This is a genomic window from Pedobacter sp. MC2016-05, assembly GCF_026239735.1.
Classification (GTDB): domain Bacteria; phylum Bacteroidota; class Bacteroidia; order Sphingobacteriales; family Sphingobacteriaceae; genus Pedobacter.
In genome coordinates this window covers 576217-591481 of sequence record NZ_JAPIVT010000001.1, presented here as the reverse complement: position 1 = coordinate 591481, position 15265 = coordinate 576217, and the positions used below count along the sequence as shown (strand labels likewise).

Sequence of the window (15265 nt, the reverse complement as noted above, 5' to 3'; positions counted from 1 at the left end):
GCTATCAAACTTTAAAAAACTCCATCTCCTTTGAATCTGGCTCTTTCCGGTTCATGATCCATCCTTTTAACAGGCCATTTTCCTTTAACAGTTCAACATACGACTTCTCTTCTTCACTTATGGTGGATCCACCATTGAATACAGGGATAATATTGCTGGAAAAGGAGATCCACTCCCTGCTTAAACTGCTAGAACTTACCGATGGCAGATCGACAATGACTAAGCTGAATATGTCTTTAGCCACTTCCAATTGCGCTGCGATTTTTTCAGCAGAAGCAATCTCGAGTAAAGAGCGTTCGAAACCTCGGTTTTTCAGTATCGAAATCCCCTCAAAAGCGCTCAGGTTCTCTAGCGATACCTTGCCTGATAAAAAATCTTCCACAAATATTTCGCTACGGTCTTCTTTGCCTAAATCAGGATGTTCGAAATTACCATCAATGATCAAGACTTTCCGGTTTGTCTTGGCCCATGCTACTGCGATACCTTTTGAAACAAAAGTTTTCCCGTCCCCGTTTCTCAAACTGGTTATCACAATCAGATTATCATCTATGACCGCTTCCAGTTCATAACGTATCGATCGCAATCCCTGTGCAAAGGAAGGAAATTTATCGCCTGAATCCCAAAGGTCTGGTAGCTTCCCACTGTCTTCTCCCCTTCTATATACGGTACCAAGCACAGGTACTCCTGTCGATTTTGCCAGTGTCTTGGGATCTGAAATACTTGAATTGGTGATGAACAAGATGAACAGCACCGAGAGACACAGAATTTCACTCACTATCACACTGAGCACGATCAGTAATAGTTTTTTGGAAGGCTGGGCTAATCCGCCCACGCCACGCTGGACGATGTTCATTCGCGATTCAATACTGGATTCCAGACTACTTTGGTTGTATTTATTTAAAATATCCAGGTATTCTTTACTGGCGATATCCACATTCATCTCCAGGGTCTGTACTTCTGCTTCCTGCGGAACAAGATTTCCGAATTCCTTATTTAAAGAATTCAGTTTATTTTCAAGAGAATTGATTCCGTACCTGGAAAGATCCATTTGGATCTCTAGATTGATTTTTTGATTGATGAGCTCTTGCTTGGCGTTTAGTGGATTGTTGATATATTGATCCGAAGATTTACTGATTTGTTCACTTAGCTTGTTTCGCAGTGAGTCGTAGCTGTCTTTGTATTTTTGGTCTAAATCATTTTTGAGGTATAATTCATAAAGACTGTTTAGCTCGGATTTGGTCTCCACTAATCCCTGATTAACCTTTGATAGCCTTGACTCAATATAGCTGCGTTCGGATGGATTAAACTTGGCATCTATTTCATTTAACGCTCCTGCATAAGATGCAGTTTTTTCGATGGCTTCTTGTTTTTTAGTATCGTATTGTAAGATCAGCGAGTATAACTGACTGGATTGCTCAGTGAGGTTAAGCACTTTGTTTCTGATTTTATAATCCTTAAGACGAGCCATTCTTGTGGCCAGCGAATCGGATTTTTCAGTAAGCATCTCCCGCAGCAGGCTATTTACCTTATTCTGACCTGATTTGGTTTGAGAAACATAGCTTTTGATAAATTCCTCAGAGACAGTATTTACAACAAAAGCAGCTAACTCGGGTCCTTCTGCCTCATACTGGACATTGATGAAATCACTTTCTCCCAACCGGTATACAGACAGTTTGCCTTTTAAAGCGTCAGCATCATAGTTCATCGAACTGATTACCCGAGCTAAACCTTCTTCATCAGGTATAGAAACATCAAGTTCAAGCCTCTTGGCATATCTGTCCCGGTATACCGCAAGAGCATGGGTAATGGCCCCTTGGTTAAGGGTTTCTACAAGATCACTTTTGGGCTTAAAAGGTTTTGGAGCGGACAGGTCATGGATAATCAACTGATAAGACACCTGGTTGAGCACCCGCTTCATCCGGAACATTTCCATTAAATTGCTGAACTGCTGGCGCACCTGCTCACCCTGGATAGCCTCCACGATCATTGCCTGTTGTTGTGTTTCATTCACCAGACCAGTCGAAATCTGTGCCTGGGAAAGGTATGAGCTTTTTAAATTACGGACAAAAAAAGCCGTGATAAGTCCGGTAATAATTGGAATAATGATCAACGCTAGGCGGTAACGTCTGATCAATTTAAAAAATTTGTATCCTTCAGTCATTATTTTATCTCTTCTAGCTTTTTGACTGTCAATTCTTCCAAAGATATTTTGGCATTAAGATAATTTGCCTCCATTTGAAGCTTAGCCTGCAGGGCATCATTCAATGCATTCGAGGCGGCATTATAGTCAGCAAAAGTAATTTCAGCTTTCTGATATTTCAGCTTAGCGCTCTCAAAATTGCCTTGGGCACTGACTAGCATGTCGTTTACCGGGGCCAGTGATTTCTGGTATTGCAATAGCGTAATATATCTGGTTTTTACCTGTGCTTCCAGCTGCAGGTAGTATTCGTTTTCCGTGAACTGCGCAATCTTGACCTGTTCTTTCGCTTTTTTAATTTGACTGGGTTTGGTTAAAAGAGATCCTGGATTAATAGAGATACCAAATTGATATCCGGTAAGCAGATCCGCAGTCTGTACATCCACTATTGTATTTGCTGTACCTTGATTGGAACGTGCTACATACTGAAATGAGAAGGGCTCAAACCAGGATAGTTTGGTTCCGCTCAAATCACTTTTGGCGATATTGACCTGATTGCTCAATATATTCACCCTAGGGTAGTTTGCTTTGGCAGCGGCCACTAACTTTTCCATGTATAGATAGGACACCTCTGTTAAAATACTTTCCTGAGCGAGAACGCTATTTGGTTTAAAAAAAGCACATATCATCAGCACCAGCAGGAGCTTAAACTGGTTTTTAATCATAAAAGATTCTTGTAAAGGGCCAAATATATGCTTATGATTTAAATAATGCTAATATTGTATTTGCAATTAGATCTTCAATCAAGCAATGAAATCACTCTTAAAAGTAGTAAAACAAAATCAAAGACTAAAAAAAATTATCCATTGGATTCTGATTCCCTCCGGTGAGGCCCGTCCGCGGTTATGGGTGAGCCTTTTTATCAATCCTTTTTTTCATAAAAGAGGAAAGAAAAGCCGCATAAGAACAAGGACCAGGATGGATGTACTTCCCTTTAATGCATTCGAACTGGGGGAAAGTTCTGTGATCGAGGATTTCTGTACGATTAATAACGGCGTAGGAGATGTGAAGATTGGAAAGGAAACACTCATCGGCATGAGTAATGTCATCATTGGTCCTGTCCAAATCGGAAATGAGGTTATCCTCGCTCAGAATGTTGTTATCAGTGGTTTAAACCATGAATATGAAAATATAAACCTATCTATATCCAAGCAACCGGTAAAAACTGCTCCAATCATAATCAATGATGGATGTTGGATTGCAGCAAATGTCGTTATAACTTCCGGTGTAACTATAGGGGAACATGTCGTTATCGCCGCGGGTTCAGTAGTCACAAAAGATATCCCTTCATTTAGTGTCGCCGCGGGGAATCCCGCAAAGGTCATCAAACAATATAATGCCGCGGAGAAAAAATGGATAAGAATGAATAAAACGGTTGAAGGCAATTAAATTTTGTCAATTATCAGTTGAGCAACGGAAACGACGACTGTAGAAGACCCCATCCAGATACCTGCCGTTTTAGCTGCAGGGCTCACAGTTGCAAGGCAAATCGGCTTTGAACACTGAAAATCGACTAGAGTAATCAGAAGATAACTGGATGTAAAAAATGGCTAAAACGAATAATATTCCTAAATATTGTGAATTAGTTTGAGAAAAATCAAAAAATCAATTCACGCAGGCAATATATTGATTGCGAGATCTTAACTTTGCAAATTATAGCTTATAAAACGCTAAACAAACTTTATGATAAAATTGTTACGCATCTCGCTGCTCATCGCATTATGTTTGCATTTAAGCCAAACCTGCGATGCACAGTTTCCTTATGTGGAAAGTTTTCGAAATTCCACCGCTCAAGGCATCATATTCGGAGGTTCGCCTTCCGCTTTCTTAACTGCCGGAGGTAGTTCTTATGATGTAAGTACAAGTTCCCATTTGGGAACCCCGATTGATCCTAACGGAAACGGCTACCTAAGACTTACCAGTAATATACAGAATCAAAAGGGTTACGTGGTTAATACCACGAACTTTCCATCAGTTAACGGACTGTCTATTAATTTTGAATATTACATCTATGGAGGAAATGGAGCCGACGGGATCAGCCTTTTTCTTTTTGATGCCAATGCTAGCCCTTTTGTTATTGGAGGCTTCGGTGGCTCCCTGGGCTATGCCCAAATTACTACCACCACCCCAATTTCCCCTGGTGTGAGTAACGGTTATTTAGCGATTGGACTTGATGAATACGGAAATTTTTCCAATCCAACGGAAGGCAGGCAAGGTGGTAGCGGATTTAAGCCAGGATCTGTGACCTTAAGGGGTAAGGGAAATGGAGCGGGATTAACCGCAGGCAATTACAGCTACCTCACCTCTCAACAAACCAGTAATCTTGGGTTTCCCTTAGTAGGCGATGGTGGTCAGCGTCAACCGGATTCCACTAATAATGGTTACAGGCGGGTAAACATGGAACTTGCTCCAAATCCAAATGGTGGGTATAATATCACCGTAAATATTACCCGAGGCGGCTCATCCCCGGTGACAACTAAAGTAATAGACAACTATTATTACGCAGAAATCGCACCTGCTAACTTAAGGTATGGTTTTGCCTCTTCAACTGGTTTTCAAACCAATTTTCATGAAATCAGGCAAATTACGATACAACCACATACAGACAGGGGACTCACGCCACCTGTTGCAAAGAATGATCAGCTGACTTTGTGCCAGGGGAAAGAGGCGCTAATTGATTTGACGCTCAACGACACGACCAAAAATGAGGGATCTACGCTTAATCGGGGATCAATTGATTTAGATCCTAATGTCATTGGAATACAGAAAAGTTATACTGTTGCGGGTAAAGGATCTTTTACAATGAACTCCCAGGGTATTTTACAGTTTATACCAGAGCCAAGCTTTACCGGACCGGTGAACGCAAGTTATACGATTGCTGATTCATTCGGCATCACCTCCAATCAGGCTAGCATAACCCTTAATTACGTATCAGCGCCCGTTCAAGCTGATGCTGGGCAGGACCAAACCATAAACATTTCCACTGCTGGGACGAATTATGTACTGAGGGGCAATAATCCTGGTAACAATTCAGGAAAATGGAGTCAGGTTTCGGGTCCAACTACCGTCACTATTTCAAATTTCACGCAACCAGATGCCACTGTTACCAATCTTGTTGGCGGAACATATGTATTTAAATGGGAATTAACCTCCCCGGGGGGGTGTACTTTATTTGATGAAGTGCAGCTCATTGTCAACCATATACCCCTAGCAGTAAATGATAGTGTCACGACCAATAAAGATACCAGTGTGCCCATCTCCATATTGGCAAATGATAGGGATGCTGATGGAAATTTCACAATCAACCCTGCCAGCATAGTCATTAAAGGCCAGCCCATGCATGGAACCCTGGTTATAGATCCTTTGACAGGAATTGTAAATTACCGCCCAACTGCCAATTACAGTGGTAATGACTCATTTGTTTATACCGTAAAGGATAACTACGGAGCAGAATCTAATACCGCTATTGTAACCATAGCTGTCAACATTAAACCAGTTGGCGTTCCCGATGTGGCCAATACCTCTTCCAATCAGCCGGTAGTGATAAATGTTTTAGATAACGATCCTGGAAGAATCGGCGCAGTGGTAATAAAAAAGACGGACCCGGGTAATGGTACAATCACCTTAAACAGTGACGGATCAGTAAACTATCAACCCAATCCGGGATTTAGCGGGAAGGACAATTTCACCTACATCTTACAAAACAAGGATGGCCTACAGTCAGATCCGGTAAACGTAGTTGTTAATGTAAAGCCAATTGGTTTACAGGATACCATTACAACCTTAGCCAATACTCCTGTATCCATACCAGTGAAAGATAACGACCTTTCAAAAAATGGCACAGCGATCACGATACAAAATGTAACCTTGAATGGCACTGTAACCATTCAACCAAACGGGCTCCCATTATATACTCCTAAAGATGGTTTCTCCGGCAAGGATAATTTTACCTATATTCTGCAAACCGCTGACGGATTGTCGTCGGATCCAATAACTGTTGTGGTGTCGGTAAAACCTGTGGGTTCGAATGACACCTATTCAACCCCTTTTAATGTAGCTGTTGCGATTCCGGTGAAGGATAATGATTTAAGCAGGGACAATACAGGCATCGTTTGGACCACCAACCCAAGTAACGGCACGGTGGCAACCGACCCAAGTACCGGCATTATTCGATACATTCCAAATGCAGGATTCTCAGGACAAGATGCGTTCACCTATATCCTTAGAACTTCGGACGGGATAAGTTCTGATGTGATACAGGTACTCGTAACGGTAAGGGACCGGGTAGTGGTCGTTGCGCCTAATGTTAGCATCGAGACGCCTGTTGCCGGACCAAAAACGATCGATATACCCATTCCTTCAGGTGGCAAAATTAACATCATCACCCCGCCTCAACATGGAACAATAACATTTGACCCTGTCACTGGAAAACCGATTTATACACCCAATCCAGGATATTCAGGACCGGATGAATTTGTCTATGTCATTATAGATAAGGATGGCAATAGCTCGACGCCAGGAAAAGTTAATATCTCCGTATATGCCCCAGCCAAAATTGGCCTGGCGAAACGCGTGGTAGGCCAACCCGTAAAAAATACAGACGGTAGCTTCAACCTCATTTACGCATTCCTGCTATCAAATTTAGGGGATGTGGGAATAAGCGACTTAAGTTTAATAGATGACCTCTCTGCAACATTTAAAGGAAACTCCGTGGTGATCGAAAGAATAAATGCTACAGGTGGGTTACTGATAAACACCAACTACAATGGGAGCTCTGATAAAAACCTCTTGAGATCTGGTAATACCTTGGCAAAGTTGTCCTCCGGAACTGTTGAGTTACAGATCAGGGTCATGCTGGATAAAACTGATGGGATTTTCAACAACACCGCAGTCGCAGAAGGGAATTCAGCTGCGGATAATAGCAGGATTTCAGACCAATCGACTGATGGATTGAAGCCTGATCCATTAACTATCGGGGATGTGTCTCCGGCGATCCCTACCAGTATCAATCTGAAAAAAGATGACTTATTTGTACCAGGAGGTTTCTCTCCCAACAATGATGGAATCAATGATTATTTTGTAATAGCAAATACTGCTGGCAAGAGAATAAACCTAGATGTATTCAACCGCTGGGGCAATCTGATCTACAGGTCCAGTTCATATCAAAATGATTGGAATGGACGGACTACCGAAGGCATTCACGTTGGGGATGAAGTTCCAGCAGGCACATATTACTACATAATAACACTAGACGGTGCCGACAAGCGAGTTGGCTATATCACAATCAACCGATAACATGAAAAAATATATAATATTAGTCATTCTTTCCATTTTTTCTACGATGAGCTGGGCACAGCAGGATGCGATGTATACCCAATACATGTTCAACACCCTTGCCATTAACCCAGCTTATGCTGGAAGCCGTAATGTCATTTCCGCCACTGCACTGTACAGAAATCAATGGACAGGCATTGATGGAGCTCCAAGGACAGGAACATTGACGGTAGATGCTCCCATTATGAATAAAAGATTAGGGATAGGTTTCCAGGTTTTCAGTGATAAATTAGGTGTTACACAAACTACAGGAGGCTCTGCCGCGCTCGCTTACCGGATCCGTTTAGAGAAAGGGAGTTTAGCCTTTGGCATACAAACAAGCATGAGTCACTTCAATGCACGGTATAGTTCTATATCTTTAGGTGGTAACCAAAGTTTTGATCCTGCTTTTGTAAATGATGCAAGTAAAGTGCTTTTCAATGTAGGTACAGGGGTGTACTATAATTCAGATAAATTTTATCTTGGCCTTTCCGCGCAGGATTTATTAACAAATAAGCTGAATAATAGCGGCAATGGTGATGCGCTACAGGCTAGCCAGGTACCACATCTATTCCTTACTGCGGGGTATGTTTTTCCCTTATCATCGGATTTTAAGCTCAAACCTTCATTTCTAATTAAAGGGGTTAAAGGTGCACCTATTGAGGCAGACCTGAATGCAAGTTTATGGATCAAAGATGTATTAGCCATTGGCGCTGGATATCGCTCGAGTGCTGACATTGCTGCCCTTCTGGAAGTTCAAGCAACTCCTCAACTGCGTTTTGGATATAGCTACGACAGGAGTACTACCCAACTTCGGAATTTTAACTCCGGCAGCCATGAAATTATGCTTAGATACGAGTTTGGGTTTGAGCGAAACAAAATAATATCACCAAGATTTTTTTAGACTATGCTTTATAAAAAAAAATTAACGCATCTTTTTTGCCTTTTATTATTATGCTGCTTTTTTTCCAGTTTGCAAGGGCAGGAAACTAATTCCCAACAACTTCTTATCGGTGCAAGGAAAAACTTTGAAGCTTTAGAGTATACTTCTGCGATTGTGAAGCTTCAAAAACTTTTATCCAAGGACTCTATGAATGTGGAAGCCCAGGAGATGCTTGCGACTAGCTATAGAAAGACAAGAAATTATCCAGGAGCGCTTAAAAGCTACAGCTGGCTTATCTCCAGGAAAAATATTAAGAATGAATGGGCTTTGTATTATGCTGAAAGTCTTGCCAATAACGAGCAATACGAACAGTCAGAAAAATGGTATAGGAGATTTCTTGCACTATCTCCAGGAGATAGACGTGCAGCGGCATTTACTTCAACGAACTTAAAAAATTTGGTTAAAAACTCGGCTAACTGGTCGATCGGCTTTTTGAACATCAATAGTCAGGCTGCCGAATACAGCCCAACTTTTTACAAACAGGGGCTTCTTTTCAGTAGTAACCGGCAATCCTCAACGCTAACCAAACATATATTTAGATGGGACAATACCCCTTTCACCCAACTTTATTATGTACCTGAAATCAAATCAATTAAAGTAATAAACCCGGATAGCTTCATCAATAGCAAGAATTCTCCCCATTCTCAAAAAATAAAATACAATGATGATGATACCGAACAAACAAGTAACGATAGTCGGATTTTGTCCGCTTATCGCAGTAGTATCGAGCGGGATACACTTGGTTTACTGGAAGGCCAAGAAAAATTTGTAAAAAAACTTGGGGGAAGATTGGAAAACAAATATCATAATGCTTCTGCAGCCGTTTTTCCTGACGGAGCTATAATTTACACCAGAAACAATTATAACAATGGCAGGACTGCTAAAAGTGCTGACGGGATTGTGAAACTTAAGCTATTTACTGTTTATGGACCGAATTTGAATTTAGTGAGAGAATTTCCATACAATGGAGATGACTTCTCTACCGGACATCCAGCAATAAGCGCAGATGGAAATATCCTTGTGTTTTCATCTGATCGACCAGGGGGATTTGGTGGAACTGATCTTTATTATTGCGTTAGATCCGGGCAGGGAGATTGGACTAAACCTATCAATCTTGGGAAGGAAATCAATACCGAAGGGAATGAAATGTTTCCCTATCTTGATAAATCTGGGAACCTATATTTTTCCTCAACAGGGCTGGCAGGATTTGGTGGATTGGATCTTTTTTACGTGGAACTCAAAGATATGAAGCCTTCTAACAAGCCAGTAAATATGGGCAATGGCATAAACTCTCCAACTGATGACTTTGGACTTATTATAACTCCTGATGATAAAATAGGCTATTTCAGTTCTAACAGAAGAGGAAACGATGATATCTATCAGTTCAAAAGGTCGAGCTACAAAATCACGCTACAAGGAATAGTGACAGATGCACGAACTCGTATTCCGCTGGCGGGCAGTAGACTGCTAATGCGACACCTTGATGGGATTGATACCATTCGTACCGATAATAAAGGCAGATACAAAAGAGATTTACCCCTGGAAACAGACTACGAAGTCACCGCACAGAAGCTGAGCTACGTTAACGGCATCCACTTCGCAAGCTCAGTAGGCATTCAAAAAGATTCGGTGATTAATCTGAACATTCAACTCGATAAAACAGAAAATGCGCAGCAATACATACTTAATCACTGTGATTCGCTAAAAAAAGTTTATGCCGTAAAAAATATCTATTATGATCTTGACCGATCAGAAATTAGAGGAGATGCCAAACCAGCTTTAGAGGAACTTGCTACTTTAATGCGTAAATATCCTGATATCAGGGTTATTACATCAAGCCACTGTGATAGCCGGGCTTCAGAGCAATATAATAGAAGTCTCTCTCTTAGAAGAGGTGAGTCAGCGAAGGCATTTTTAATTGCAAGGGGAATCAGGGCTGATCGGATCAGGGTAGAATATTATGGAAAAACTCGCTTGGTAAACCGGTGCTATGACGGAATTAATTGCTCAGAAGAAGATCAGCAACTTAATAGAAGAACGGAGTTTGACGTCATACTTCAAGGAGTGAACATTACACAGCAAAATTGTGCTGATCAATAGCAACTATAATGTAAATACCACTGCTATGGAAAGTCCTTCCTGCATCATATCATCGGGAAGAAAACACTGTGATCTTCTAATCAGGAGATCGGGGCGTTATTATTCAAAGATATAATGGGTTTTATCTGAGGGATTGCCAATCAACCCTTACAATTTGAGATGAGCGTTGACTAGCAAAAAAGATTTTATCGCTGATTATTTATCAGCGATAAACCTAAGGGCGTCTTTTATTGAGTTAAATTGATCGGCAATGATTCGAAGATAAAGCGTTATCTCGTGAAAAAAACATTATTTCCTAACTGATATAGTTCGATTTTAAATATTCATGATAATACCGATTAGGCAGTTATCTAATCAAATTAATCCAACCACTAAATGTTTCGAATTCATCACTGAGGTAAACACTATAATAATATACTGCTGATGGAAGATCTCTGCCATGAAATTTTCCATCCCAGGGTTTAAATGAGCCATTGCTCTGAAAAACCATTTGCCCGTTTCGGTTGACAATTTTAATAAAGGACTGCGAGGAGGCATAGGTATCCGGGACTACCCACATATCATTTATTCCATCCCCATTTGGTGAAAAGGAATTCGGGATGATAATATTTGGGGAAACCTTAATAAAAACCTCATCACTCGCGATTTTGCAGCCCAGCCTGGGCACTGCAGTTAGGGTGTACCTTATGCTGGTTGGAGGTGTAGCTGTAGGGTTCAAGCTTGAAGGATCATCCAAATGGTCTGTCGGCGTCCAGTAAATCCTCTCGTAATCTCCAGTTACTTTCCCGTTTAGCCTTGTTGATTGTCCCTCAAGTATTTTTATATCTATTCCGGCATTAACGATAGGGGTTTTAATAACTGTGATATTGATATCTGCATAATCAAAACAGGCCCCATTAGAAACCAATACCCGATATACCGTATTTTCTTTTGGGGAAACAGTCGGATTTGGCGATTTGGGATTGGATAGGCCGTCGCTGGGAATCCACTCATAACTGATCCCTCCAGATGCACTTAGCCTTAAGGAATCCCCTTCACAGATTGTAGCATCTGTGATGTCTGTAAGCGCCTTTACCTGATCCAAAACAGAAACAGTAGTTGTATCACTGGTCGTACAGCCGTTGGTAGTTACGGTTAAGATGTAATCTCCACTCATATCTTTACTGGCATTTAAAAGAATGGGGTTCTGGTCCTGTGAGGAGAAGTTTGGACCAGTCCAACTATAGGATGCGGCATTACGCGCACTTAACTGAATGGTTCCACCAACACACACTGGCCCAGAATTTTCGGCAATTGCTTCACCGTTTACCCTGATGGTAAAGACAGATGAGCTCACCCTACAAGAAGGAGAATTTATATTGCTTTCATCGGCTGTAAGTAATCTATATTGATAAGTTCCCGCCCGTGCATTATTAAACACTGCAGTGAAGACCATGCTACGTTCACCGACTATATCGTTCCAGCCCGCACCGGTATTGGATTGCCATTGATACCTAGGGTTGGCATAAAAATCCGCTGAGACACTGGCTTCTAATCGATAACTAGCACTTTCACCTTCGCACAGGTCCTCATTTAACCCCTCTAAACTGTCTATCTTTTGAGTAATAATTGGCCCACAGGCCCGAATGCTGATATCATCAAAAGCCAAGTCATTTCCAATTCCTCCAACTCCTAAATTAATAATCTTTAGTACCAGATCTGTTTCATTACCGACGGTGAATGTTGTAGCAAACCTTAGCCACTCGGGCACTTGACTATCAGGTATCTCTCCCGAATTGTATACCTTGAGAATTTGACCGGTTTTTGTTTCGATTTGGAAATTTAAGTTCGGCCTTATCCCCGGATAATTTATCAAATTCACTACCCAGGCCTCAAACACATAGGTGGTCCCTGCGCATAATGGCGATAGCGTTTTTTGAAATACAATACCTGGGTTGATAGAAGAATTAACAATCATCATGTATCCATTAGGGTCATTTGGGGTATGATTGGAAATCTGATGCCATCCATTGTCAGGATACATTCCGATTGTATTCTTAGCTATGGTGTATTCGCCGTCCTTTGGTTCCGCAGAAACAAACTCATATGTCGTGGCATTTCCAATTGAGGGACCGAATAAAGGCTGGCCACGGTCAAAATCTAGATTAATCATCGCCTCCCCCAGTGATCCATTACATTCCTGCCCAAAGCTTGTTAAGCTGCAAAATACTAAAAGCAGTATTAGGGATAGTTTAGTTGGATATTGCATCGGTGGAGACAAATCTCAAAAAAGATGCCACAAAATACTTTCAGTTAATTCTTATATATACTTAATTTAGCGATCGAAGCTCTCTCGTAAACAGATAGATTCATATAAAATTAGTAATCAACAACTTAATAAGGCTATTTACCCCTCAACCAAGTTTTCCAAATATTTTCTTATCTTGAACAACGCTTATTAAATGGAAGCCTTTTAGAACGACAATATGATCCGGCATCTACAGCATTAGCCATAACAGAAAGTTTATTAAATTGATGCGAAATCTAGAAATACTATAGATAAACTTAACCGCAACAAAATTCCCCTATAAAATTATTATCATCAGCCTTCTGGACGATATCTGATCCCATTTGAACCCTTATTTACCTAGGATTAATTTGTATTGGAAACTTTCAATTAGCTGAGCTAATCAGTTATACATTTCCCTTTTGAACCATTGCTGGTAGGGTAGATAAGATGATTTTTATATCTAAACGCAAAGAGTAGTTTTTTGCATAAAAGTTATCAAGTTTTTTACGTTCTCTCTCAGACATACTTTTTTTACCGCGCCTGCTCACCTGCCAAAGACCAGTCAATCCAGCGGGGGCCAAAAAACGCACTGCCCACTCATCTGAGGTCAGACAAACAGCTTCATAGAGTGGAAGTGGTCTATTGCCTACCAAAGACATATCTCCGCGGATTACATTAAACAATTGAGGCAATTCATCCAAGCTGTACTTTCGTATAAATCTTCCAACATGAGTCACTCGCGGGTCATTCTGAATTTTATTGAAAATTGGATTCTCACCATCAATTATTTTGTATTGATTGGAGTCGGAAAGACTCTTCAACTCCACATTGCTGTGATGGTGCATCGAGCGGAACTTGAAAAAATCAAAGATTTTGTACCTCGCCCCGACACGTTTGCTCCTATAAATTATCGGTCCATCTGACTCAATGAATATAGCAAGAGCAATGAGAGCAAAGATTGGTGCCATTAGCAAAAAGACAAAAATGCATACCGTTAGATCAAACATTCGTTTTTTGAGAGGAAAATTTCTGGTTGATGACTGAATTTGGATTGCAGACTGGCTAAGACGGGGTTGAATAGATCGGAATTTAATTAAAAACAATATTCGGTCCCGTAAATTCTCCACAGGCACAGGTGCTGAATAGTGATCATGGACATATAGGTACCTAGCCACATTTGATAGGCCATCATTTGGCAATTTTGACAAGAATATAATGATAATCTGGCTGAGGAGCGTATTTCTTTTAAGCCTCTCAACAAAAGCTTGACAAGCCTGAACATCGTCAACTTCAACCAGAATTGCATCGGGCAATGTAATAAGGGTTTGCCGGTATATGTAATCATCCAATTCCGCTATCCCTCTTACAGACTTAATCTGAAAATAATCGTTAAGAAAAGGAATGATCAAATTAGAAAGACCTGTACCGGCGTAAACAACCCGTATCGTTTCTCTGTTATTTACGGAAATCGGCGTACTAGTTGAATTCATATTTACTGAAAACACCAGTAATCGCCATATCTAAAACCTCTGGATTAAATGGCTTGGACACACAGGCAGCAACGGATCGTGCTGACATTTTTAAATGAAGATCAACATCCTGCATTGCAGAAAGAATAATAACAGGCACGTTACTATAAAGACCACTGATGTGGAGATTGTTAATGAGCTCCAAACCATTCATATGGGGCATTTCGTATTCGGTAATGATTAAATCAGGAAGATTACCTTGCTGCAACCATTGCAACGCTTCTAAAGCCCCACTTTTAAGATGTATTTGATATTTATCTTTTAATAAAATCTGTAACAGGTTGAGCATATGGATTTCTCCATCTATTACAAGTATTTCTTTAACCCTCATAGTAATTTTTATATTCAAAAATAACCTTAATTCGTAGAATTAAAAATACAAAAGGTTTTTTAAACGCCTAAATTTGATATATGTCAATACGTTTTTATCAGATGTTTAATGCATTGTTGAGACTGATGATAGATTAGCGACAAGGAGGGTATATCCCGGTACCGGAAAATGTGCAATTATCACTAATTAAGTAATTGCATTAAGTAGAGAATATCTGAATATCTTAAGGGATCTATTTAGAGATTATGATTCACTATTAAAGCCATCGTTGCATGTAAATATATGGCAGTCAATCATCGCGTCCATAATTATCAACGTTAATAGAGGCAACACCATTTTTATCTCCTTATCTTATCATATGTAGAACGGAGACCATTACCCCGATTTTTGTCTCCACAATAGATGCCTGTATAGAGAGGCAACTGCACCCACCTATTGATTTCTTAAATGATTTAAAAGCCAACTGATTAAGTCAATCTTAGGTTGGCTTGCCTGCGGTAAACTATTTAATCTACCAAACAAGCGTTTACTAGTGATTAGCGCAAATATCCCAACACTTGTCTTAATAGAATTATGGTTTCGA

General features: G+C 40.5%; 9 protein-coding genes. 4 read left to right on the top strand and 5 right to left on the bottom strand.

All coding sequences use genetic code 11. From position 1 onward, the window contains the following. Positions 1 to 4: 4 nt before the first annotated feature. Positions 5 to 2161, bottom strand: coding sequence for an exopolysaccharide transport family protein (locus OQZ33_RS02550; RefSeq protein ID WP_265797468.1), 2157 nt, complete (start codon positions 2159 to 2161; stop codon positions 5 to 7). Continuing rightward, positions 2161 to 2862, bottom strand: coding sequence for a TolC family protein (locus tag OQZ33_RS02545; RefSeq protein ID WP_265797467.1), 702 nt, complete (start codon positions 2860 to 2862; stop codon positions 2161 to 2163). Before OQZ33_RS02545 ends, OQZ33_RS02550 begins: the two co-directional genes overlap by 1 nt. Before the next feature lie 85 nt (positions 2863 to 2947). Here OQZ33_RS02545 and OQZ33_RS02540 point away from each other — a divergent pair, with 85 nt between their 5' ends. The 4 genes from OQZ33_RS02540 (at position 2948) to OQZ33_RS02525 (ending at position 10553) form a co-directional block, all read left to right on the top strand. Next, positions 2948 to 3586 carry an acyltransferase gene (locus OQZ33_RS02540; RefSeq protein WP_322975002.1) on the top strand — a complete coding sequence of 213 codons (639 nt, stop codon included), beginning with the start codon at positions 2948 to 2950 and terminating at the stop codon, positions 3584 to 3586. A gap of 294 nt (positions 3587 to 3880) precedes the next feature. Then, positions 3881 to 7492 (top strand): Ig-like domain-containing protein, encoded by a 3612-nt coding sequence (locus OQZ33_RS02535; protein ID WP_265797466.1) that lies wholly within the window; start codon positions 3881 to 3883, stop codon positions 7490 to 7492. A 1-nt stretch (position 7493) separates the two neighbouring features. Next, entirely contained in the window at positions 7494 to 8414 is a 921-nt protein-coding gene (locus OQZ33_RS02530) for a type IX secretion system membrane protein PorP/SprF (RefSeq protein ID WP_265797465.1), read from the top strand. A 186-nt stretch (positions 8415 to 8600) separates the two neighbouring features. Next, positions 8601 to 10553 (top strand): OmpA family protein, encoded by a 1953-nt coding sequence (locus OQZ33_RS02525; protein ID WP_265797463.1) that lies wholly within the window; start codon positions 8601 to 8603, stop codon positions 10551 to 10553. A 346-nt stretch (positions 10554 to 10899) separates the two neighbouring features. On the opposite strand, the gene OQZ33_RS02520 is transcribed toward OQZ33_RS02525, so the two are convergent. The 3 genes from OQZ33_RS02520 to OQZ33_RS02510 all read right to left on the bottom strand — a co-directional run bounded on the left by OQZ33_RS02520 (position 10900) and on the right by OQZ33_RS02510 (position 14682). Continuing rightward, a complete protein-coding gene (locus OQZ33_RS02520; protein WP_265797462.1) occupies positions 10900 to 12705 on the bottom strand; it encodes a gliding motility-associated C-terminal domain-containing protein in 1806 nt (601 codons plus the stop codon). A 521-nt stretch (positions 12706 to 13226) separates the two neighbouring features. Then, entirely contained in the window at positions 13227 to 14312 is a 1086-nt protein-coding gene (locus OQZ33_RS02515) for a sugar transferase (protein WP_265797461.1), read from the bottom strand. Next, positions 14299 to 14682, bottom strand: a complete 384-nt coding sequence (locus OQZ33_RS02510; RefSeq protein ID WP_265797460.1) for a response regulator — start codon at positions 14680 to 14682, stop codon at positions 14299 to 14301. Before OQZ33_RS02510 ends, OQZ33_RS02515 begins: the two co-directional genes overlap by 14 nt. Between the last annotated feature and the right edge of the window lie 583 nt (positions 14683 to 15265).